The 23778-nt window shown below is 61.2% G+C and carries 17 protein-coding genes; 9 read left to right on the plus strand and 8 right to left on the minus strand.

What is annotated here, in order from left to right:
• Positions 1 to 26: 26 nt before the first annotated feature.
• Positions 27 to 2318 carry a molybdopterin-dependent oxidoreductase gene (locus HUK72_RS21800; RefSeq protein WP_176598641.1) on the minus strand — a complete coding sequence of 764 codons (2292 nt, stop codon included), beginning with the start codon at positions 2316 to 2318 and terminating at the stop codon, positions 27 to 29.
• A gap of 196 nt (positions 2319 to 2514) precedes the next feature.
• Here HUK72_RS21800 and HUK72_RS21805 point away from each other — a divergent pair, with 196 nt between their 5' ends.
• Positions 2515 to 3936 carry an aldehyde dehydrogenase family protein gene (locus HUK72_RS21805; RefSeq protein WP_176598642.1) on the plus strand — a complete coding sequence of 474 codons (1422 nt, stop codon included), beginning with the start codon at positions 2515 to 2517 and terminating at the stop codon, positions 3934 to 3936.
• Between the two features lie 48 nt (positions 3937 to 3984).
• Here the strand turns inward: HUK72_RS21805 and HUK72_RS21810 are convergent, their stop codons facing one another.
• Together HUK72_RS21810 and HUK72_RS21815 are read right to left on the minus strand one after the other, a co-directional pair.
• Positions 3985 to 4665 carry an SDR family NAD(P)-dependent oxidoreductase gene (locus HUK72_RS21810; RefSeq protein WP_176590569.1) on the minus strand — a complete coding sequence of 227 codons (681 nt, stop codon included), beginning with the start codon at positions 4663 to 4665 and terminating at the stop codon, positions 3985 to 3987.
• Between the two features lie 165 nt (positions 4666 to 4830).
• On the minus strand, positions 4831 to 5118 hold the full coding sequence (locus HUK72_RS21815) for a DUF1330 domain-containing protein (RefSeq protein WP_176598643.1): 288 nt from the start codon (positions 5116 to 5118) through the stop codon (positions 4831 to 4833).
• 210 nt (positions 5119 to 5328) lie between these two features.
• Here HUK72_RS21815 and HUK72_RS21820 point away from each other — a divergent pair, with 210 nt between their 5' ends.
• Entirely contained in the window at positions 5329 to 7326 is a 1998-nt protein-coding gene (locus tag HUK72_RS21820; RefSeq protein ID WP_176598644.1) for an acetoacetate--CoA ligase, read from the plus strand.
• Positions 7327 to 7356: 30 nt separating this feature from the next.
• Here HUK72_RS21820 and HUK72_RS21825 read toward each other — a convergent pair whose 3' ends face one another.
• Positions 7357 to 8358: an NAD(P)-dependent alcohol dehydrogenase gene (locus HUK72_RS21825; RefSeq protein WP_176590572.1), complete on the minus strand. Its 1002-nt coding sequence runs from the start codon at positions 8356 to 8358 to the stop codon at positions 7357 to 7359.
• Between the two features lie 77 nt (positions 8359 to 8435).
• Positions 8436 to 9650, minus strand: a complete 1215-nt coding sequence (locus tag HUK72_RS21830; protein WP_176598645.1) for an acyl-CoA dehydrogenase family protein — start codon at positions 9648 to 9650, stop codon at positions 8436 to 8438.
• Positions 9651 to 9924: 274 nt separating this feature from the next.
• Between HUK72_RS21830 and HUK72_RS21835 the strand changes: the two genes are divergently transcribed.
• From HUK72_RS21835 to HUK72_RS21850, 4 genes are all read left to right on the plus strand, one after another.
• Positions 9925 to 12366, plus strand: a complete 2442-nt coding sequence (locus tag HUK72_RS21835; RefSeq protein WP_176598646.1) for a TonB-dependent receptor — start codon at positions 9925 to 9927, stop codon at positions 12364 to 12366.
• A 176-nt stretch (positions 12367 to 12542) separates the two neighbouring features.
• Positions 12543 to 14309: an amidohydrolase family protein gene (locus HUK72_RS21840; protein WP_176598647.1), complete on the plus strand. Its 1767-nt coding sequence runs from the start codon at positions 12543 to 12545 to the stop codon at positions 14307 to 14309.
• 71 nt (positions 14310 to 14380) lie between these two features.
• Complete coding sequence (locus HUK72_RS21845) at positions 14381 to 15205, plus strand: SDR family NAD(P)-dependent oxidoreductase (protein ID WP_176590576.1); 825 nt, start codon at positions 14381 to 14383, stop codon at positions 15203 to 15205.
• Between the two features lie 48 nt (positions 15206 to 15253).
• A complete protein-coding gene (locus tag HUK72_RS21850) occupies positions 15254 to 17494 on the plus strand; it encodes a TonB-dependent receptor (protein WP_176590577.1) in 2241 nt (746 codons plus the stop codon).
• 56 nt (positions 17495 to 17550) lie between these two features.
• Here HUK72_RS21850 and HUK72_RS21855 read toward each other — a convergent pair whose 3' ends face one another.
• The 3 genes from HUK72_RS21855 to HUK72_RS21865 are packed head-to-tail and all read right to left on the minus strand — an operon-like array spanning position 17551 to position 20623.
• Positions 17551 to 18291: an SDR family NAD(P)-dependent oxidoreductase gene (locus HUK72_RS21855; protein ID WP_176590578.1), complete on the minus strand. Its 741-nt coding sequence runs from the start codon at positions 18289 to 18291 to the stop codon at positions 17551 to 17553.
• The gene (locus HUK72_RS21860) at positions 18288 to 19343 is read right to left on the minus strand and encodes a phosphotransferase family protein (protein ID WP_176590579.1); all 1056 of its coding nucleotides are present in this window, start codon (positions 19341 to 19343) and stop codon (positions 18288 to 18290) included. Before HUK72_RS21860 ends, HUK72_RS21855 begins: the two co-directional genes overlap by 4 nt.
• Positions 19340 to 20623 (minus strand): acyl-CoA dehydrogenase family protein, encoded by a 1284-nt coding sequence (locus HUK72_RS21865; RefSeq protein ID WP_176590580.1) that lies wholly within the window; start codon positions 20621 to 20623, stop codon positions 19340 to 19342. The genes HUK72_RS21860 and HUK72_RS21865 overlap by 4 nt, the downstream gene beginning before the upstream one ends.
• Positions 20624 to 20906: 283 nt before the next feature.
• On the opposite strand from HUK72_RS21865, the gene HUK72_RS21870 reads away from it, so the two are divergent.
• From HUK72_RS21870 to HUK72_RS21880, 3 genes are all read left to right on the plus strand, one after another.
• On the plus strand, positions 20907 to 21782 hold the full coding sequence (locus tag HUK72_RS21870; protein ID WP_176598648.1) for an enoyl-CoA hydratase: 876 nt from the start codon (positions 20907 to 20909) through the stop codon (positions 21780 to 21782).
• A gap of 148 nt (positions 21783 to 21930) precedes the next feature.
• Positions 21931 to 23037: a 12-oxophytodienoate reductase gene (locus tag HUK72_RS21875; protein WP_176598649.1), complete on the plus strand. Its 1107-nt coding sequence runs from the start codon at positions 21931 to 21933 to the stop codon at positions 23035 to 23037.
• 15 nt (positions 23038 to 23052) lie between these two features.
• Entirely contained in the window at positions 23053 to 23769 is a 717-nt protein-coding gene (locus HUK72_RS21880) for an SDR family NAD(P)-dependent oxidoreductase (protein ID WP_176598650.1), read from the plus strand.
• Positions 23770 to 23778 lie beyond the last annotated feature (9 nt).

Consider the following 23778-nt stretch of genomic DNA (forward strand, 5'->3'; position numbering starts at 1 on the left):
GTTCGCCGCTTTGAAATCCGTCCGGATCAGGCGGGGGCGACCGCGTTTCCGCTGGCTTCCCGAACCCCTGCGTCCGCCGCGACCGGCCGGATGGTCACGGCAATGCCGTTATACACGGCATTGCCGCTTGGCGCGTCCAGTTCGCCCTCATCGGTCAATATGTTGAAATTCGGGCCGGGACGGCTGCTGGCGACCTGCGTGCGGCTGCGCTCGGCATAATGACCCCATCCGTGAGGCAGGCTGACCGATCCGCTACGCACGGTATCGGACAGCTGGACCGATACCGTGATGCTGTTGCCGGCCGTCGACATGTCCGCGCGGTCCCCATCCCGGATGCCCAACACTGCCGCATCATCCGGGTGCATCAGCAACTGGAACCGCTCCGGTCCCTTGGCCAGCGTCTCCACATTATGGAGCCAGCTGTTCATCGACCGGCGATCGCGCCGTCCGAACAGCAGGAAACGTCCGGCCTGTGGCATGGGTGGCGCGAAACGTCCTTCACGGCGCCAGTCGTTCAAACGGCGCAGGTCGTCGGCGATGGCGGCGGGCGCGAGGTCGATCATCCTGTCCGGCGTGCGGATCAGGCCGGGCAGTCGGCCCGCGGGCGCCGCGCCCAGCATGATGCCATCGGGTTCCTGGCGCACCTTTGCCAGGGACAGTCCCTCAGGCCTCATGCCGAAACGGTCACCGAAATCACCCAGTCGCACGAGCAGGTCGAAAATCTTCTCGCTGCCCGTTGCACCGTCAAGCCGCGCAAAAATGACGTCGGGCGTCAATTCCCCATCATAGTCGAACATGGCCATAGCCTGCGTCACAAGCGCCATCAGATGCGCCTGTTCGACTTCGGCCCTCGGTTTGTCGAGCAGCCTTGCGGCCAGTTCGATCGCGATGTCGCCGTCGGACGGGCGGTCGTGGGGCTTGGGCAGCACGGGCTGCGCGTAACGGACGAAGCTGTGCGGCATGAAGGCGCTGAACAGGAAGGTGAAGCTTGGCTTGCACAGGGTGTCGAGCGGCGGAATGATGATGTCGGCGTGGCTGCTGGTTTCATTGAGATAGGGATCGATCGCGACCATGAAATCGAGCGAGGCCAGGGCGCCTTCAATGCGCGGGCTGTTGGGAAAGGAGCGGGCGGGATTGCCCGCGATGCAGATGAGCGCGCGAATGCGGCCTGTTTCATCCCCCTCTATCTCTTCCGCCAGGGCGGCGGCAGGAAGCTGGCCCCCGATCTCTTGAAGCTTGCGGACACGCGTGTGGTAGCGGCCATAGGGCGGCTGATCGCCGACGAAAGGCGCGGAATAGAAGAGGTTGGGCACCACTGGCTTGGAAAATATCAGCCCCCCTTCGCGGTCGAGATTGCCCGACAGAATGTTGAGACAGCCGATCAGCCAGGCGCAGACCGATCCGAAAGGCTGGCATGATGCGCCGATGCGGCCATAGACTGCGGCGCCCTGGGCGGTTGCGATCTCGCGGGCCAATTGCCTGATGCGGGCCGACTCTATCCCCGTCTCGACAGCGATGGATTCGGGGGGATAGCCGTTCGCCAACCGCTGAAGAGCATCAAGGTTCCTGACCATGGGCGTCAGGCGGCCGAGGGAGACGAGCCCCTCGTCGAAGAAAGTGTGGATGAGGGCCAGCAAAAGCAGCGCGTCGCTTGCCGGATGGATAGCGATATGCTCGTCCGCCTGCTCGGCCGTTTCTGTCTTGCGCGGATCGACCACAATCATGCGCCCGCCGCGCGCGCGCATCTTGCCCAGCACCTTGGGCAGCCCGGGGACGCTCCACAGGCTGCCGTTCGACACCATCGGATTGGCGCCGATGACGAGAAGGAAGGAAAGCCGGTCGATATCCGGAAGGGGATTGAGCCCGATGTCGCCCAGCATCGAGGCGTTGGCGAGCAGGCTTGGAAAGGCGTCGATGGAAGCGGCGGTGTAGAATTGCGTCGAACCGACGGCTGAGGCCAGAAGGCCGCCGAATATCAGCAGGTCGGGGCTGTGGCCGCCGGGATTGCCGAGATAGGTGGCGATCGCTTCGGCGCCGTGCTGGTTGCGAATACCGAGTAGTGCCTGACCGGCGATGTCGAACGCTTCCTGCCAGCTGATTTCCTCGAAGCGCGAGCCCGTACGCTTCAAAGGCATGCGCAGGACGTCGGGATCGCGGTTCAGGCCCAGCATCGCCTGTGACTTGGCGCAGACATAGCCGTGGCTATATTTGTCATCGCCATTGCCTTTTATGGCGATGACTTGATTGTCTTCGATCGTCGCCACGACGCCGCAATTCGCCTCGCAATATGGGCATGTCTTCTTGGCAAAGCTGATCAAAGCCGCTCTCCTGCGCAGAAGGGGCTGCCTTATGTCCCCTGTTTTGGACGGATGGTATCATTGCTATCGGTCAATGGCTGCGCGGACGACCTCTTGGTGTAAAAGCATCATCCATATGATGAAAGTCGTACCGATGGTCGATACGCCTTCGACTGCGCTATTCAGGCCTTAAGCTATATTTGAGATAGGAGATGTTATGCCCGACTATTTGAAATTCTACATCGACGGAGCCTGGGTCGATCCGGCCGAACCCAGAAAGCTGGATGTAATCAATCCGGCGACCGAAGAGCCGGTCGCAAGCATCTCCATAGGATCGGCGGCCGATGTCGATCGCGCCGCCGTCGCCGCCCGGCGTGCCTTCGGCGTCTTTTCGCAAAGCAGCATCGAAAGCCGTGTCGCGCTGCTGGGCCGGATTGTTGAGGAGTATGAAAAGCGGAAGGAAGAGATGGCCAAGGCGATCACGTCCGAAATGGGCGCGCCTTCCTGGCTGTCCAGCCAGTATCAGGTCGCATTGGGGCTGGCCCATATCAAGACCGCCCATGCGATGCTCCAGAATTTCGCGTTCGAGGAACTTCGCGGCACGACCATGATCGTCAAGGAACCCATTGGCGTTTGCGGTCTGATCACGCCATGGAACTGGCCCATCAACCAGATCACGTGCAAGGTCGCGCCGGCACTGGCAGTGGGCTGCACGATGGTGCTCAAGCCGTCCGAAGTCGCGCCGCTCTCCGCCATGATCTTCGCCGAGATCTGCGATGCCGCCGGTGTCCCGGCGGGCGTGTTCAACCTGGTTAACGGCGACGGACCAGGTGTCGGAACGGCGATTGCTGGCCATCCGGAAATCGACATGGTGTCGTTTACGGGGTCCACCCGCGCCGGCATTCAGGTCGCTCAGACGGCTGCGCAGACCGTCAAGCGGGTTGCGCAGGAACTGGGGGGCAAGTCGCCCAATATCCTGCTTGACGACGCGAATTTCGAGGAAGCGGTGGCGGGCGGGATCGTCCGTATGATGTTGAATTCCGGTCAGTCCTGCAATGCTCCGACGCGAATGCTGGTGCCGGCGAGCCGGCTCGACGAGGTAAAGGCCATCGCGAAGAAGACGGCGGAATCGCTGACCGTCGGAAATCCCGAAGAGGAGGTCCGGCTCGGCCCCGTCGTGTCCGAAGTGCAATGGAATCGTATCCAGCAACTCATCGAAAAGGGTGTCGAGGAAGGCGCGACGGTCGTGGCGGGCGGGCCCGGACGGCCGGACGGACTGAAGCGCGGCTATTTCGTGAAACCGACCATCTTTGCCGATGTGACGCCCGACATGACGGTGGTTCGGGAGGAGATTTTCGGGCCGGTGCTGGTGATCCAGGCCTATGTGGATGAAGCCGACGCCATCGCGCTGGCGAACGATACGCCCTATGGGCTGGCCGCCTATATCCAGAGCGGCGATCCCGCCCGCGCCAATCGGGTGGCGCGGCAATTGCGCGCCGGTCAGGTGACGCTCAATGCGGCGGGCCTGGACTTCACGGCGCCCTTTGGCGGCTATAAGCAGTCCGGCAATGGACGCGAATGGGGCGACCATGGCTTTGCCGAATATCTGGAAACCAAGGCCATGCTGGGCCACGGATAAAGGGGGCGCGGGGCAGGGCCAGCCGGTCCTGCCCCGATGCAGTGGGGATCAGCCGCCGCGTGTCACGGGAATGAGGGCGCCGCTGATCGCGCCCGCCTCTGCCGAGCACAGGAAGGCGATGACATCGGCAATCGCCCTGGGCTTCACCCATGTGCTGGTGTCGGCGTCCGGCATGTCGCGCCGATTGGTCGGCGTATCGATGATGCTGGGCAGGACGGCGTTGACGGTGATGTCGCGGTCGGCAAATTCGGCGGCAAGCGTCTCAGTCAACCGATGGACCGCCGATTTCGATGCGGCATAGGCGCCCATGCCGGTGTCCGCTCGAAGTGCGGCGAATGCGCCGACATTGACGATCCGCGCGGCCGATTGGTTCAGCAGGAAGGGAAGGGCGGCTTTGATCGCATTCGCCGTCGTCTGAAGGTTCAATGCGTAGAGTTTCAGCCAGCTGGCAGGATCGCCATCCTCGAACTTCTGCCAGACAAAGCCGCCGGCGACATTGATAAGGGCGTCGATCCCGCCAAGCCGCTCCGCGGCTTCGCGAAGCGCCTGTTCCGCGGATGAAGGATCGGCCAGGTCGACATCGCCTATCGCCACGCCGCCTTCGGGCCATCCGGCAGGAACCGGCGCATAATCGATGCACGCGACTTGCACCCCGAACGATTGGAAACAGGCTGTTACTGCCTGACCCAGTGCACCAAATGCGCCTGTCACGACTGCCGACTTCACCATAAAACCTCCATTCAAACGCGAAACAATATTACACTGCTCCGCTACAATTCCGGGCAGGGGATTTGCCAGTCATCCGATGGATAGTGGATCGTCGCAGCAGGAAATTGCGGATGCAATATTGCAATGTCGGACGGTGCGGGCCGAATGGCGCCGACGACCCGATATTCAGACCCCCTGGATGATGAAGGCGCGATAATCGGCGCCCAGATGCCGGTGCCGCTTCGCTTCCTGATATGCCGGGCTGTCATACCAGGCCCTGGCCGCTTCCACCGTCTTGAACTCTACGATGACCGCGCTGTCCGTCGGCGGGCCTTCCAGTGTTTCCGTCGCTCCATAGACGGCGCGGGGGATCGCTTCATGTCCGGCGAAGGTGGGGCCGGCCATCCTCGAATAGATTTTCATCTCCTCCTCGTCGCGGATATTTTCACGCATGAAGACAATATAGGCCGGCATGTAACACTCCCTTCTTTGACATGCTGAGAGGCGGTGATGCACGGCGGCGCGTGCGCAGTCCAGTGTCGGGCAGGCATGGATCGCGCCTGCCGCACGGCTTCACATTCCTGATGGATTGGCAGGCAATGACGGATTGCTCTTCGCTCGGCCTGCGGTTCATTCCATTCTTCCATCGATTGCGGGGCGGATGTGAGAGGATGGAAAGAAGGCATGACAGTCGAAGGAGAATTGCTGTGGCGTCCGTCGCAGGATTTTGCGTCCGGATCCAACCTTGCGCAATATATGGAATGGCTAAGGCCGCGGGGGCATGATTTCACAGACTATCCCGCCCTGTGGCGCTGGTCGGTTGACGAACCCGATGCGTTCTGGGCGTCCTTGTGGGACTATTTCCAGATATGGTCCGACCGGCCATATGAAGAGGTCTGCACCAAGGGGGCCATGATCGATGCGCGCTGGTTTACCGGATCGCGCGTCAATTATGCCGAACATGTGCTGCGAAACCTGGATTCCAGGGGCGGGGACGCAGTGGCCATCCACTATCGGTCCGAAATGCGGCCCGGCGGCACGGTCAGCTGGCAGGAACTCGAGGAGAAGGTCCGCCGGCTGGCGACCGCGATGCGCGATCTGGGGGTTGTGCCCGGCGATCGGGTCGTATCCTATATGCCCAATATTCCCGAAACGGCCATAGCGATGCTGGCGACCGTGGCGATTGGCGCCATCTGGTCGTCCGCGGCGCCGGAATTCGGGGTCGGCACCGTGACGGACCGTTTCGCGCAGATCGAGCCCAAGCTGATCTTTGCCGCCGATGGTTATCGGTTCGCGGGCAGGGATTTCGACCGGCGCGCGGATATCGCCGCCATCGTCGGGAAACTGCCCACGCTCGAACATCTGGTCTGGCTGGATTATGCCCATCCATCCGGCGCGCCGGTGGCCCATCGGGGCCTCCGCAAATGGGACGATCTGGTGGCGGGCGACGCGCCGCCGCGCGAGCAGTTCCGCTACGAACGGGTGCCGCACGATCATCCGCTCTGGATATTGTTCTCGTCGGGCACCACGGGTCTGCCCAAGCCCATTGTGCAGGGCCATGTCGGCGTGCTGATCCAGCATATGAAGGGCATGAGCTTTCATGTGAACATCCGGCCCGGAACCGTGCTGTTCATCTACAGCACGACCGGGTGGATGATGTGGAACTCAACTATGTCCGCGCTGTGCGTGGGCGGCGGCACCGTCCTGTACGACGGCAGCCCCTTCGCCGATGGCGTGGGAACGCTGTTCGCCGTCGCGCAGGATACCGGCGCGCATGTCCTGGGCGCCAGTCCGACGCTGGTGCAGGCCGCGGCCAAGGCCGGTTTCCGGCCGCGCGACCATTTCGCCCTCGATGCGCTGGAGGCGATCATATTGGGCGGCGCGCCCTCGACGCCCGAAACTTTCGCCTGGTTCTACGACGCTGTGAAACCCGATCTGTGGGTCACATCGCAATGCGGCGGCACGGAACTATGTTCGGGCATTGTCGGTGGCGTTCCCATCCAGCCCATATATGCGGGCGAGATACAGGGGCCGATGCTGGGCATCGACGTGGCCGCCTTTGACGATCAGGGCCGTCCCGTGATCGACGAGGTCGGCGAGATGGTCATCACAAAGCCCGTTCCGTCAATGCCGCTCTATTTCTGGAACGACCCCGACAAGTCCCGCTATCGGGCCAGCTATTTCGAGACCTTTCCGGAGGTCTGGCAGCAGGGCGACCTGTTCAAGATGAACGACAGGCTTGGCTGCTATGTCTACGGAAGGTCGGACGCGACGCTCAACCGTTTCGGCGTCCGCATCGGCACGGCTGAAATTTACCGCACGCTCGAAAAGGTGGACGGGGTTCAGGACGGGCTGGTGCTGTGCTGCAATCTTGCGGGCGGCGATTATTACATGCCCTTGTTCGTCAAGCTGAAGGAGGGCGTCGCGCCGGACGATGCGGTCAGGGCAGCAATTATTCGCCGATTGCGCGACGAGAACAGCCCGCGCCATGTGCCGGATGAAATCCTGTTCGTGCCGGATATTCCCTATACCATGACGGGCAAGCGGTTGGAAATTCCCGTACGCAAGATATTGCTGGGCGCGGAGGTCGCAAAGGTCGCGAGTAGGGAAACCATGGCCAATCCGGCGAGCCTGGACTGGTTCACCGACTTCGCCGCGTGCAAGGGGCTGGTCGGGCTGTGACATTCAGGCCCCACCCGGCGGAGGTTTGTATCAGAAGTCGATGGCGATCTTGCCGAAATGCGCGCCTTTTTCCTGAAGCAGAAATGCGGATTGCAGTTCTTCCAGAGGAAATTGATTGCCGATGACGGGGCGGATGCCCGTTGTCTCCAGCGCGCGGACGGTGTCGAGTTGGTGGCGGCGGCTGCCCACCGTGATGCCTGCTATCGTCAATTGCTTGCCGAATATCCGCGCGGTCGGCACCGGCCCCTGGATGCCGGCCAGCACGCCGACCAGTGAGATCGTTCCGCCATAGCGCGTCGCGGCGATGGATTGCTCCAGGGTCGCGGCGCCCCCCGTCTCGACGACGATATCGACGCCTTTGCCGGAAAGCCGGTTCGCAGTCGCGCCCCAAGCCGGATCGCTGCGATAGTTGATGACCTCGTCCGCGCCGAGCGCGCGTAGCCGCTCCAGCTTTTCGTCGGATGAGGATGTCGCGATGACGCGGGCGCCCATCGCCTTGGCCAGTTGCAGGGCGTAGACCGATACGCCGCCGCTGCCCATGACGAGGACCGTGTTGCCCGCCTTCAGTTGGCCCTTGGGGACAAGCGCGCGCCATGCGGTGACGCCAGCGCAGGTGATCGTGGCGGCTTCCCTGTGGCTGAAGCCGCGTGGCGCATGGGTGAAGGCGTGCCATGGCGCGCAAACCATGTCCCTGGCGAAACCGTCGATCCCGTCTCCGGGCACGTTGGACGGGCGCGCATCGGGTTCGCGCCCGTCGATCCAGTCAGGAAAGAAGGTGGAAACGACATGATCGCCAACGGCAAATTCCGTGACATCCGCGCCGACGGCAACGACCGTTCCCGCGCCGTCGGACAGGGGGACAATGCCGGAAACGGTCGGAATCCGGCCGGATACCACACCATAATCATGATAGTTTAGCGAGCTTGCGCTGATCCGGACAACGATTTCGCCTGTCGCCGGAGCCGGGGGTTCCGCCTCTTGGACCAACGCAAGGTTTCCGATTCCTGGTGCGGGCAAGCGAACGGCTCTCACATTTCTCTCCCTGTCGGTTTTTCGCTTTGGCCGCCTGGCGACGGTCAAGCGGCGTTTCTCCCTGTTTCCCCTGTCTTTCAGCCAACAATTTCGCGACCGAGGAAATGTCGCGCAATGATCCATTTCTGAATTTCGTTGGCGCCCTCGTATATCTCACCGATCTTGGAATCGCGATAGATCGCTTCCAAAGCTTTTTGCTCTCCCGTCGCTCCCATTTCCTTGACGAAACCATAGGCGCCGCTGACCTGAATGGCGTCGCGTGCGACATCGACTGCCGCCCGCGACCCAACGATCTTGGCCATGGCGGCTTCGACTTCGCACGATTCTCCCGCATCATAGATGGCGCCGGCCTTGTGGAACAGGGCGCGCGCCTGTTCGATGGCGATGGCATGGTCCGCGAAGGTCATCTGCCAATGCTGGAACCGGCCCAGTTCCTGGCCGAAGACCTTGCGCCGGCTCATATGATCGCTCGCTATGTCGAAGGCGGCCTGAGCCATGCCCACACCGACCGCGCCGATGCCCATGCGCCCGATCGTCAACGCACCCAGCGCGCCGCGCAGTCCCGCCCCCACTTCGCCGACGACATGGTCGTCTGCAACGAAGCTGTCCTCGAACAGTACGTCGGATGTCAGCTGCGGATGATTGCCCATTTTCCGGTCAGGGTCCGCGACGCTGACGCCATTGTCGCGCATGTTGACGAGCAGCAATGTCTGTGCCTTGTCGCCGGTGCGGCACAGCACCAGCATATGGTCGGCCGCCACGGCGTTGGTGATCCATCGCTTGCGCCCCGAAATGCGCCAGCCGCCCTCGACCTTGACCGCTCTGGTCTGCATGCGCGCCGGCGACAGGTCGGTGCTGGCGTCCGGCTCGCTGGTCGCGAAACTGCACACGATTTCGCCCCTGATGAGCCGGGGGAGATAGGATTGGCGCAGATGCGGCGCTGCCCGGTCGAGCGTCTGGCCCACAAGGATAAGCTGTGCGTCGAGAAGCGCGGACGCCACGCCCGATGAATAATAGGCGATCTCTTCCAGCGCCACGAGCAGCGAGAGCGTTGGATGCTTGAGGCCTCGCCCGCCCACATCGGCCGCGAAGGGGATCCCCAATATGCCCGCGGCGGCCATCTGTCCAAGCATGGCCCGAGGAAAGCTGTCTCGCGTTTCCGCGCGATTGTTCAGTTCATGCGCAACCAGGCGGAGATGGGTGTCGGCAAAATGCCTGACCTCCGCGCGGATGCCCTTCACTTCGTCGGGCAGATAATGATCCGACCACAATCGCGTGTCGCGCCTCTCCATGATAGCCTCTTGTCCCATATCATATTTGCCGTTTGAGCCGGTTTCGACCCATCCTGATGGTTTGGATATGCTCAAGTATCACGACATGGGCGCAAATCGCGGACAGACGACAGCTTTGCCAGGATGATTACAGGTGTAATAAGCCAGTTCGGACCAGCGGACTGACTTGAGAACTTCAGCATCGTCAACCAAAAACGTAGACCACAAGAGACATTCGCATTCACGTTTAAGCCGGGGAGCCAAAGGTGGCGTAATACCGGCCGGGGAGGATTTTATGAAATATCGGTTTTTGCTGGCTGCAAGCGTCGCCGCCCTCTCGCTCTCGCCTGCATATGCGCAGGAGTCGGCGGAAGCTCCGGCGGATCAGGGGGCGACCTCGCCACAGGCGGCCGTCGACGGCGGCGATATCATCGTCACGGCGCGGCGGCGCGCGGAAACCCTTCAGACCGTGCCCGTCGCCGTTACCGCGGTGAGCGGCGAAAATCTGAGGTCCTTGGGGGTGGTCAATGCCCTGGATCTTGCGCGCGTGACGCCGTCATTGACGCCGACCAGCGTTTTTTCTTCAAATCACCTCAATTTCACCATTCGCGGCCAGGCGCCGGAGAATAATAACTTCGGCAACAATCCGACCGTCGAGATCTATTTTGCAGATGTCGTTCAAATATATCCATCGCTGGCGGGTATTTATGACATGGATTCCGTCCAGGTCCTGCGCGGGCCCCAGGGTACGTTGTTCGGGCGTGCCGCAAATGGCGGCGCCGTTCTTTATTCTCCAAAGGCGCCGGGCAATGAATTCGAGGGATATATTTCTGGCCAGATCGGAAATTATAATGATCGAGAAGTCGAAGGCGCGCTGACCATTCCGGTCGTGCCTGATGTCTTGAGCATTCGCGTTACGGGCAATGTTGTCCGGCGTGACGGTTATACGAAGATCTTGAACCAGGATAATTTTGACCTGGACAACAAGCATTCTGACGCGTTTCGCATCACCGCGAAATTGACGCCGAATGAATGGCTGACCAATACGACCATATTCGATTATTCCAATGTGGATTCGCACCAGAGCTCATGGTATCTGCTGGCGGCACGGCCGAACGGATTGGCGTCGACCATTTTCTCGCCTACGTCGCCCTACCCCTTCTTCAACGCGTTCCTTGCTGCCAATCCGGATCTGGCGGCTATCCCGGGGGTCAGTCAGGGACTTCAGGGCTATCTGAACACGGTGCAACAACTGGGGCCGCGCAAGGTCTATTACAACACGCCGTCGGATTTGCTGATATACAAGAACAAGGTACAGAATTTCATCAACAAGCTTGAACTGGACTTTGATGCGGTCAAACTGAAATATGTGCTGGGCTACCAGCGCATGTATGTCGCGCTCGGCTATTCCGCGGACGCCTCACCCTTTCCGATACTTGACGGTTATCAGCCGACATTCGCTCCTACCGCGCGTGCGTCGCAGAAAAAGCAGTTCTCGCACGAGTTGCAGCTGTCCGGAATGGTCGGCAACAACCTCGACTGGATGGTCGGTGGATATTATGAAGAACGTGACGACATAGTTCCTGGCAACACGCTCTTTGGCCAGGCGTTTGGTGGCTTTTTTACTGGCTCTACGACCACTGTGCTCAATGGCATCGATACGCGAAGCAAGGCGATTTTCGGTCAGGCGACATATAAAGTCACGAACAAGCTGCGCGTCACGGGAGGTATTCGCTACACCTGGGATAACATCCATGCACAGAGTTATTCCGCTTTGACGCCCACGGGCCTTCCCAACGGTCAGGCAAGCGGCATCACTGTATGCCCGGGAACCAACACGCCTTTTTCAGTGTATGAGGCTGCTTGCCGAGGCGTTTTGACCAGGCAGTCTCCGAACGATGCAAACTGGACCGGCAGCATCGACTGGCGGCCGACGGACAATATGATGTTCTATGCGTCGGCAAAGCATGGCTACCGTCCAGGTGGTGTTTCGACGACTGTCGTTGTACCTGCACTTCGCGAATATAAGCCCGAATCCATCACCGAATATGAATTGGGCGCCAAACTGAACGGCTATATCGGAACGGTGCGGGGGCGGCTTGCGCTTTCGCTGTTCCAGCAGGAAATCCGCGACGCGCAACGCGGCGTCATCATCTTCAATCCTCTGACTTCGCAGGCGCAGGGCTTCACGACCAATGCCGCCAAGGCGCAGGTTCGTGGTGTCGAGGTTGAAGGCGAACTGATCTTCAACAAATGGTTCCGCATCTCGGGCTTTGCCGATTATACCGATGCCAAGTACAAGGCCTTTGACATTCCGGTCATCGGCCTGACCGGGGGCGAACTGGCGATCGTGGGCCATGATGAGGCCACCGCTAATCCCTTTCCCAATGTTCCCAAATATCACGCCAGCGTCAACGCGACGGTGACGCTGCCCGTGCCGGACGACTGGGGCAAGATCAGCGTCAACGCCAATTATCTCTACCAGTCGCGATTTGTCTTTGCCGTGCAGAGCGATCTTGAACCTGAGGCGGTTGCGCCGGGCTACGGGCTGGTGAACGGACGCATTGCGTGGAACGATGTGCTGGGCGCGCCGGTCGATGCGAGCTTCTTCGTGAACAACCTGACGAACAAGACCTATTTCCGTGGCGGTATCGGCCTTCAGACGCTGCTGGGCATCACGCACGCGTCGGTCGGCGAGCCGCGGACCTATGGGATGCAGTTGCGCTTTCGCTTCTGACCGTTCGCAATGGGCCGCCGGGCCGCCCTTTACATCTGTAATGGATGGTCCGGCGGGCGTGACCTTTGGTCCCCGATATACGATCATGGATGTGGAACAGGATGCGTCTGCATGTAGCGCGCGCCTTGTCATAAAGGGCGGCGGGTAAATCCGCCATCCGACCATAGGAGACAAGAATGACATACGATCTCATCGTCCGTAACGGTACCATTGTGGATGGGACGGGCGCCGGGCGCGTCGTTGCCGACCTCGCAGTGTCGGACGGCAGGATCGTGCGGATTGGCGACCTGGGGCAGCAAAAGGCGCTGAAGGAGATCGACGCCATGGGCCGGATCGTTGCTCCGGGGGTGATCGACCTGCACACCCATTATGACGCCCCGCTGCATTGGGATCCCTACGCCACGAGCTCTTCGTGGCATGGCACGACTTCCGTGGTGATGGGCAATTGCGGTTTTGGCTATGCGCCGTGCCGGCCGGAACATCGCGAACGCTACATGATGATGATGGTCAACACCGAACAGGTGCCCTATGAAGCGCAGCAGCAGGCCATCAACTGGGAATGGGAAAGCTTCCCTGAATGGCTGGCGCATCTTCGCGCCATGAAGAAGGGGATCAATGTCGGCATGTTCCTGCCGCTCAATCCCCTTCTGGTTTACGTCAAGGGCGACGAGGTGAAGTCGCGGCCGACGACCGACGCCGAGCGGGCGCGCATGAAACAATTGCTGAACGAAGCGATGGATGCAGGCGCGAGCGGCTTTAGCCTTTCGTTGCTCGGGAACGGCAATGGCCATGTCGATTTCGATGGCACGCCGGTGCCCACCGACGTCATGGACCCGGAAGACGCCTATTGCCTGGCGGAACTATTGCGGGAACGCGGCGACGGCATCATCCAGTCGCTGGTTCAGCTGCGGATGGAGTCGCGGCCGGACATTTCGGAAAAGCTTGCTCGCATTTCGGGGCGGCCCGTGATCCATAACGTCATCATGGCGGTGGAAGGCTCCGACAATCCGACGCCGGCGCAGCTGGAACTGATAAATCGCTGGAAGAACACGCTGGACTGGGTCGACCGGATGGAGAAGGAGGGTCTCGAAATCTACCTTCAGTCCGTTACTTTTCGCGGCTGGGCGGAGTTCAAGATCGAGGAATCGACCTTGTTCAACGCGGTGCCGGTGTTCGAGGAATTTTCCCGCTGCAAGACGACCAGCGAGCGCATGGCGCTGGCCCAGAATGCGGAGTGGCGCAAGGCTGCGCGGGAATCCTATCGCTACGAATATTTCATTCCCACAGGCGGCGGCTTCGAGAAATATATTCTGGGCTCGGCCATCGGAAGCGAAACCTATCAGCCCTATGAAGGCATGAAGGTCGGCGACATTGCCGCGAAGCTGGACCGGCATGTTGTGGACGTATTCTTCGATATCCTGGTCGACACGCATATGCAGGTCGATTTTGTTCTTGCGGAGGCGCAGTCGCGCGACGGCAACAAGATCGAGCAGATATTGCGCCATCCGCGCGTGATCGCCGGGACATCCGATGGGGGTGCGCATGTGAAGATGTTCGTGGGCGGGCAATATTCCACCGACCTCATCAACTGGATGGTCAAGGAAGACAAGCGCCTGACGCTGGAGGAAATGCACAATATCCTGAGTGCGCGCCCGGCGCGGATGTTTGGTTTCCATGACCGTGGCACGCTGGAGGAAGGCAAGGCGGCCGACATCGTGATCTACGATTTGGACACGCTTGGTTTCGAACGCAAATATGTCGTGGCGAATGATTTGCCCGGCGGAGATTGGCGCCGGACCGTACCAGCGCGCGGCGTCGATTATGTCATCGTCAACGGTCAGGTCGTCATGGACCATGGCAAGCCGAGCGGGCTGTTTCCCGGCCAGTACATGACTGGCGGCGATGTCGCTGTGGTCACGGATTTCGCAAACGCGGCGGAATGACGACGGCAGGAAGCCGAACGGTTCCATCCATCGGCTGATGTCGCTGCATCAGGCGACATCGGGAGGTTCTTATGGATTTCGACGAGACACCTGTTCCTGACTTCAGCGGTCTGGGCCGACTGGATGACCAGGTTTTCGTGGTTCTGGGGGCGGGCCAAGGCATAGGTCGTCAGGCGGCCCATGCCCTCGCCCAGGCGGGCGCGCATGTGGTTTGCGTCGGCCGGCGGGATGCTGCGACACAACATGTTGCTGACGAGGTCAAGGGCAGCGCCTTCATTGGCGATGCGCAGGACCGGCCGACAATGGTGCGGCTGTTCGCCGAGATCGAAGCGCGTCATGGAAAGCTGAACGGCATTGTCGACATTATCGCGATCGGCATTGCCGGCGGTATCCTGACCATGGGCGACGAGGATCTCCAGTGGCAGTTCGACAATGTGCTGCGCCATGCCTATCTGGCGTTGCAGATCGGCGCGCCATTGATGGCGAAATCCGGCGGCGGGAGCATCGTTCTCGTCAGTTCTGTAGCCGGGCACAGAGTGTGGACCAATCCGGCGTTCGGCTATGGCATCGCAAAGGCGGCGCTCAATCACATGGTCGCCACGGCGGCTGTCGAACTGGGGCCGCTCAACATCCGGGTCAATGCCGTCGCGCCGGGCCTTGTCACGACGCCGCGCTGGCAGAACCAGACCAGCGAATGGTATGAAGCGGTCGCGGAAAAATATCCGTTGCGGCGCATCGGCGCGCCGTCCGACATCGGCAGCGTCATCCTGTTTCTCGCGACGGATCTGTCGCGCAATATGACCGGGCAAAATCTGGTCGCCGATGGCGGGCTCACACTGCTCTCGCCAAAGCCGGTCTCCGACGATGCGTCGGGCTGGTCGAAGGACATGGCGTAGCCGCCGCTCCGCAAGCGAGCAGAATAATTACATAAGGGGAGGACAGACATGAATCAGTTTCACCTATTGCGCACCGCATTACTCTGCGCCTCGGCTCTGGCGAGCATTCCCGCCATGGCGCAGGCGGACTCACCGGAACCAGCGTCGTCTCAGTCCAACCCGGACGGCGCTTCCCGCGGCGGTGTGGACGACATCATCGTGACGGCGCAGCGTCGCGAGCAATCGCTCCAGAAGGTACCGGTCGCGGTCACCGCGCTGGACGCCACGGCACTGGCCGAACGCGGCATCGCCACAAGCGAGGACTTGCAGATATCGACGCCGAATCTGCTGCAAACCACCGTCAACGGTACCACCCAGACGTTCATTCGCGGCGTTGGGGCACAGTCGGCCATTATCGGCAATGAAAGCTCCATCGCCACCTATGTCGACGGCGTCTACATCGCATCGCTGACGGGCGCGGCGTTCGGATTGAACAATGTCGAACGGGTGGAGGTCCTGCGCGGGCCGCAGGGCACATTGTTCGGCCGCAATGCGACTGGCGGTGTCGTCCAGATCATCACGAAAACGCCGACGCAGAAGTCCGAATATGCTTTCGACCTGTCCTATGCCAATTATGAGACCGTGACCGCAATGGCTTATGCCGCAGGCGGGCTGAGCGACAAGGTCGCGGCCAGCGTGGCGCTGTACAGCACTTCGCAGGGCAAGGGGTTTGGCCATAACATCGCGACAGGCAGCGAGATCAACAAGCGGGACGAGCAGTCCATTCGCGTTAAGCTCGCCATCGATCTCACGGACAACCTCAATATTCTTTTGGCGGGCGATTATGATCGCCAGAAGAACGACCTTGGCACCAATCGCAACACTTATGAGGATAGTCGAACCGTGCTGGGCGGCCACCGGGTCGGTGGCGCTTTCGACGGCAATTACAGTTTCGACCCTCGCGCGAAAAGCAGCCAGTTCGGGTTCAGCCAGAATGCGACGCTCGATCTGGGCGATGTCACCTTGCGCAGCATAACGGCCTATCGCGAGTATAAATGGTACAATCATTACGACCAGGACGCCACGCCGGTCCCTATCGTCGGCGTGGTTCGTGACGAGAAGAACAAGACGTTCCAACAGGAATTCCTGCTGGAGGCGAAACTGGGTCCCGCAGATCTTACCACCGGGCTTTTCTATCTGAATTCAAAGGCGTCCATCAATCCGGTCTCGACGCAAAGCGTGAGCCTTGCCAGCTTCAACCTGAGCCGTATATCGGACCAGGATGTCAATTCCTACGCCGCCTTCGGGCAGGCCAATGTGGAGGTGCTGGACGGCCTCAACCTGACCGCCGGTTTGCGCTATACCTATGAAAAGGCGAAATTGAACGGCGAACTGATCGCCCTGCCCGGCAATAGCGCACCGGCCGGAACCGTGCTCGTTACCATCAATGACAAGCAGATTTCCGCACGCAAGCTGACATGGCGCTTTGGCGCCGACTATCAGGTCGCGCCCGATATCCTGCTCTATGCGTCCGGCAGCCGGGGTTTCAAGACCGGCGGTTTCAACCTGACATCGATCACGCAGTTGCCGACCCGTCCGGAAACGCTGGACGCCTATGAAATCGGATTGAAGACCGACCTTTTTGATCGCCAGTTACGCTTCAACGCCACGGCCTTCCATTACGACTATTCGGATATCCAATTGTCGACCGTGCTGCCGGGGGGCATCCAGACGCTCAACGCAGCCAGCGCGAAGTCCGATGGCCTGGAGTTCGAAGTCGTGGCGGCGCCGCGAATGCCGCTGGGGAATTTGCAGATTGGCGCGAATCTGACGGTGCTTGACGGGAAATACAATTCCTTCCCCAATGCGCCTTATTATCTTCCGCAGCCCTATAGCTCGGTTCCCGCGGGCCTGACCTGCCCTGCGTCTTCCTCCACATCGCCGGGCGGAAACGCCGCATGCACCTTCGATGCGAAGGGCAACAAGATGATCCATGCGCCCGATTGGACGGCCAATGTGAATATCTCCTATGTCGTGCCGGTGGGAATGGGCGACCTGGAACTGTCGGCCAATTATTTCCACAATGACGGTTTTTACTGGGAGCCGACCAACCGCATCAAGCAGGACGCCTATGATGTCGTGAATGCGCAGATCGCGTACAAGTTCGCCAATGATCTTCGCATCCGCCTGTTTGGACGCAATCTGACGAACAAGCTCTATTATTCGTCCGTGTCCGAACAATCGCTGGGCGATCTTGGAACGGCGGCGGCGCCCCGAACCTATGGCGCCGGCATCGATTTCCGGTTCTGATGATCTTAAAGGAGAGTGTTCGCGTTCCCAGGAACGCGAACACTTTATTTTTTCGTTCAGCCGCCGCCGTCGACGCGGATAAGCGTGCCCGTGGTGAAGCTGGAACAGGGGCTGGCCAGATAGAGGGCGGTCGTCACGATCTCTTCCGGCCTGCCCGGGCGTCCGAGGGCATTGTTCGCCGTCATCTGCCGATCGGCGGGCCAGGCCTTGGCAATGTCGGTCAGGAAAGGACCGGCGGCAATGGTGTTCACGCGAACCCGGGGCGCAAATTCATGGGCCAGCGAAAGCGACATGGCGTTGAGCGCCGCCTTGGCCCCGGAATATGCTACGGCGCCCGGCACTGCCTTCAGCGATCCGGTCGAGGATATGTTGATGATCGCGCCGCCGTCGCCCTTCGCCATGCGATGCCCGATCTGGCTGGCAAGTCGAAACGGCCCCTTGAAATTCAGGGACAGGATCTTGTCGAACAGCTCTTCGCCCATTTCCGCGCTTGGGATGGCCGGGGACATGCCCGCATTGTTGACGAGGACGTCGATGGCGCCGAAATGGTCATAGGCAGCCTCGATCAGCCCATCGATCTCGTTCCATTTCCCGACATGCGCCGCCACAGGGAGCGCGCGCATGCCCATTGCGCGGATGTCGGCGGCCACGGCTTCGCACGCTTCCAGCTTGCGGCTCGCTACGATGACATCGGCGCCATGGCGGGCGAAGGCGAGCGCCATTTCGCGCCCCAGACCCCTGCTGCCGCCCGTGACGAGAGCGACCTTGCCGTCGAGGCGGAAAAGGGGGTCCGTCATATGGATTGCTCCGATAAGAGTGGGCCGCCGGACCATCGCGCGAGCTGTAGCGCGCGTTCCAGCATGCGGGGAACGCCATATTCCATGCTGGCATGGCGTTCCAGCGTGGACTGGCCAGCGAGATATCGCTGATACCAGCCCTCAAGAATCACCGCGAGCTTGAACGAGGCCAGCGCCATATAATAGGGCAGGGCGCCCACATCGAGACCGGAAGCCTGCGCATAGCGGGCTGCCATGTCCGCGCGCGGCGGGAAACCGTTCCAGTCGAGATAGGGAGCGAAACTCTCCGGCTCGCCCTCGTCCCGCCAGCTGGCGAGAAGCCAGCCCAGATCGAGCATCGGATCGCCGATCGTCGCCAGTTCCCAATCGACGATCGCGCTCAAACGCGGCGGCGTCGCGGGCGCGAACATGACGTTCACGAACTGATAGTCCCCATGGATCAGGCTGATCTGACGGCTTTTGGGCATTTCATCGCGCAGCAGCCGTGCGAGGCGGACGAAACCGTCCAGCTTGCGGCCGCCGCTGCGGGCCAGCTGCTTTTCCCAGCGGTCGACCTGTCGCTCAAGGAAATTGTCGGGCCGCCCGAAATCCGACAGGCCAATGGCGCGCCAGTCGACAGCGTGCAGCATCGCCAGCGCATCGACGATCTCCTCGCCCATCCGCGTCTTGGCATCGTCGTCGCGAAAGGCAGGGGGCAGGGGACTCCTCGGCGCGAATCCATCCACCCATTCGAGCAGCGCGAAAGGCGCGCCGATCACCGAGCCGGTTTCCTCCGACGCAAGCAGACGGGCATGAGGCACGCTGGTCCGCCCCAATGCCTTGAGAAGGCGGATTTCCCGGCTGATGTCGTTGGAAGATGCGTCGACCGGGGTCATCGGTGGCCGCCTCAACGCAAGCCGCCGCGCACCATGATCGACCCGGAACAGCAGGTTGCTGAGGCCGCCACTGACCGGCGCGATGCCCAGTTCCGTCTCCCGCTCTTCAAAGACATCGTTCAGGAATGTCAGAAGGCGTGCCGGGTCGACTTTCGTGGCGGTGTCCGGGTCGATCATGGCACACCCGCTTCGGCTTCGAGACCGAATTTGGCGATCGCTCGCGCCTTTGCATGGCTACGCAGATAGTCGGGGAACATCGTCGCGCAGGGTTCGACGCCCTTCAATATCTCCCGCGCGACGGTGACTTTGTGCACCTCTGTAGGTCCGTCCGCCAGGCCCAGCGTGTAGGAGTGGATCAGCGCGTCCGCAAAGGGCGCCTCGTCGGTGACGCCCAGCGATCCGTGCAGATGCAGCGCCCGTTCGGCGATGTCGTGCAGGACCTTGGGCATCAGCACCTTCACCGCCGCGACATTCTTGCGCAACCTGCTCCAGTCGCTTTCCCTGTCGTGGAGCCAAGCGGTCTCCAGAATGAGAAGGCGAAACTGACGAAGCTGAATCCAGCTGTCGGCGAGCTTTTCCTGTACCATCTGCTTGCGGGCAAGCAGTTCGCCCTTCGTACTGCGGGATAGGACGCGCTCGCACATCTGTTCGAAACAGTGGGTGGCCTGCGCCAGCGCGCGCATGGCGTGATGCATGCGCCCGCCCGAAAGCCGGACCTGCGCAACCTCGAAAGCCTTTCCCCGGCCGCCGAGCATGGCGTCGGCAGGAACCCGGACATCGGTCCAGCGCAGATGGGCATGGGCCTTGTCCGGTTCGCCCAGATAGCCATAATCCTTGACGATCTCGATGCCGGGCGTGTCTGCCGGTACGATGAACATCGACATTTGCGCATGCGGCGCGGCGTCGGGATCAGTCACCGCCATGACGATGTAGAAGCTTGCGAAACGGGCGTTGGACGCGAACCATTTTTCGCCATTGATGACCCACTGGTCGCCATCCAGCATAGCGGATGTCGTCATGCCCAGAGGGTCCGCGCCGCCTTGCGGCTCGGTCATGGTGAAGCAGGATACGATCCGGTTGGCCAGCAGCGGTTCCAGATAGCTTTTCTTCTGTTCCTCCGTGCCGTAATGGGCGAGAATCTCGCTATTGCCCGTGTCGGGCGCCTGCGCGCCGAAGACGATCGGGCCGAAGCGCGCTCGTCCGAATTTTTCACTCATCAGCGCCAGCTTGAGCTGGCCCATGCCTGGACCACCCAGCTTGGGCGAAAGGTGACAGGCCCACAGGCCCCGTTGCTTCACCTCGGCCTGAAGTGGACGGACCAGCCGCTCGAACAACGGATGGGCAAGATCGTAGGGATTGTCGAGAACCAGCTCCAGCGGTTCCACCTCTTCCCTGACGAAACAGTCGATCCAGTCGAGCGTTTTCTGGAACTCCGGGTCCGTCTCAAATTGCCACATTGTCTGTCCTCTCCTGGCGCGGGCATGGGGAGATATCGGCCGGGACCGGGTTGCAGGCCTTGCCGGGAACATGCTCGCTTTTGGCGTGTCGCGGGCAAGCTTCTTCCGGTGGCCCGGCTTGTCAACGGCTTTGGCCATGCGCGTGCATGTTCAACACATGCTCGATATTTGTCGCCCGGCTCTGGCGATTGGAAGGTCGGCCGGTACAGTTGATGGGCTGTAAGGCCTGTTGGACAGACCGGCTGCGGCATGGGGGGAATGGGCGCCACGGGGAGTGTGGGCAATGCAGAAGCCATTTCAGACGATAGACTATCAATGCCCCGCTCCGCATGTCGTGCGGATCGTGCTGGATCGTCCCGCGCACCGCAATGCGCAGGACACGCGGATGCTCTACGAACTCAACGAGGCATTCGACCGTGCCGCGCAGGATGACGAGATCAAGGTCATCATCCTGGCTGCGACCAGTCCGCATTTTTCCGCCGGGCACGATCTGCGCGAACCGGACAAGGAGGAGGCGATCGGGCGTCACCGGACTGTCGGAACCTGGTGCGGCTTCGCCTGCGACGGTGCGGAAGGGCAGATGGCGCGTGAAAAGGAAATGTATCAGGGGCTGTCCGAACGATGGCGCAACATCGCGAAGCCGACGATCGCGGCCGTCCAGGGCCGCTGTATTTCCGGGGGACTCATGCTGGTCTGGCCATGCGACATCATCGTCGCGGCGCAGGATGCGCAGTTCATGGACAATACTGTCGCCATGGGCCTGAACGGCGCGGAATATTTCGCGCATCCATGGGAACTGGGATTCCGCAAGGCGAAGGAGATGCTGTTCACAGCCGATTTCCTCAGCGCCGACGATGCCCATCGGCTGGGAATGGTGAACCATGTCGTTCCCGTGGGGGAACTGGGAGGCTTCACGCTGAACCTGGCGCAAAGGATTGCCCGCAAGCCGCTATTCGCACTGAAGCTCGCCAAGGAAAGCGTCAACAATGCTCAGGATGCACAAGGCCGCAATGGTGTCATGAATGCGGCGTTCGGCCTACATCAGCTGGCGCACAGCCACAACAAGCTGAAATTCGGCGTGTCGATAGATCCTTCGGGAATCGATCCGGCCATGCGGGGAAAGGTGGTGCTGCCCGGTCTGGCGGATGTGCCGGACTGATCGTGGCCGTCGCGTTTTCATTATCTATGTGATGAAGATGCGCCAAGACGCCGGGAAGGGCTTAGTGGTCTTTCCTCGGGCGTCCAGGCGTGAAAAACTCCTCACAATTTCAACCGGCCTGGCAAAAGCCGCAATGAATGGGAAGCGGATGTCACTTGAGAAGCTGTTTGCGCCCTGTACGATCAAGGGGCTCGATCTGAAGAACCGCATCGTCATGGCGCCCATGACCCGGTACAAATCGCCCGGCGGCATATTGAGCGACGAGATGAAGGCCTATTATGGCCGCCGCGCGCGCGCCGATGTCGGCATGATCATATCCGAAGCCACCGGGATCGACCGCGCCTGTTCGCTCAATCATCCCGACGTGCCCCGATTTCATGGCGATGCGGCGCTGGCCGCCTGGGCCGATGCGGGCAGAGACGTTGCATTGGCGGGATGCGTGATGGCGCCTCAACTATGGCATGTCGGTGCGGTCAATGCGGGACAGCCCAAGGGATGGGCGCCCGAACGGCCCTATGAAAGCCCTTCCGGTTATCTGGACGCAAAGCACAAAAATGGCGTGGCGATGAGCGAGGAGGATATAGCGGACGCCGTGGCGGCTTATTCGCAGGCCGCCGTCGCCGCCCGGGATGCAGGCTTTCCGTGCCTGGAACTGCACGGCGCCCACGGCTATCTGATCGATCAGTTTTTCTGGGACGTCACCAATCGCCGGGAAGACGCCTATGGATCGAAGGACCTGCCCGGTCGGGCCCGTTTCGCTGCGGAGGTGTTGAAGGCGGTTCGCCAGGTCGTGGGTCCGGACTATCCGATCATCCTGCGCCTGTCGCAATGGAAGCAGCAGGATTATGGGGCCAAGCTTGCCGCCACGCCGGAGGCTTTGGACAAATGGCTCACGGTGCTGATGGATGCCGGCGCCGATATCTTCCATTGTTCCCAGCGCCGCTTCTGGGAGGCGGAATTCGAAGGGTCTCCGCTCAACTTCGCGGGCTGGGCGAAGAAGCTGACCGGCGCACCTTCCATCACCGTGGGCTCGATCGGCCTGCACGGCGACATGATCGCCACCATAACCCGTTTCGAGAGCGCTGCCTTGGCGTCGCTGGACGAACTGCTGGAACGTCTGGACCGGGACGAGTTCGACCTCGTGGCGGTCGGGCGGGCGCTGATCCAGGACCCGCTCTGGGCGACCAAGGTCAGGGAAGGGCGCGATTCGGAACTGCAACCGTTCGACGCCGCATCGCTCGCGTCGATATATTGAAGGCGTAGAACGGCGATGCTCGCGCAGGATTTGGCAGGCAAGACGATACTGGTGACGGGCGGCACGTCCGGCATCGGGCTTGCCATTGCCGCCCGGTTCGCCGATGCTGGCGCGCACGTGCATGTCACCGGCACACGCGCCGCCACCAGCGATTATGATGTCGACCTCAGCCGTTTCCGCTTCCATAGCTGCCGGCTGGAACGGCCGGAGGACCGGGAGGCGCTGTTCGACGGCGTCGGGTCGCTCGACGTGCTGGTCAACAATGCGGGAGGTTCATCGCCGGACGAATATCAGCTTGAAAATTTCGCGGCGACCCTGAACCTCAATCTGGTTGCCGTGATGGATCTGTGCGTTCGCGCGCATGCCGTTCTGACAAAGCCTGGTGGCGCCATCGTCAACATCGGTTCCATCGTGTCCTTTCTGGCGAATGACCGTTCGCCCGGTTACACCGCCGCGAAATCGGGATTGCTGGGGCTGACGAGGGCGGTGGGCGCGCGGTGGGCGCGCGATGGCGTGCGGGTCAATATGATTGCGCCCGGCTTCATCGCGACGGACCTGTTCGCGGCGCATTTCAAGGGGCAGCGTGCCGAGAAGGCGATGCAGCGCATCCCCTTCGGCCGTTGGGGCGAACCGCGCGAGATCGCCAGTGCGGTACTGTTCCTTGCCTCGGACGCAGCTTCCTATATTACCGGAACATCGCTGACGATCGATGGCGGGGCCATGTTGCGCTGACCTGGGGCG

The sequence above is a fragment of the Sphingobium sp. 15-1 genome (genome assembly GCF_013375535.1).
Taxonomy (GTDB): domain Bacteria; phylum Pseudomonadota; class Alphaproteobacteria; order Sphingomonadales; family Sphingomonadaceae; genus Sphingobium; species Sphingobium aromaticivastans.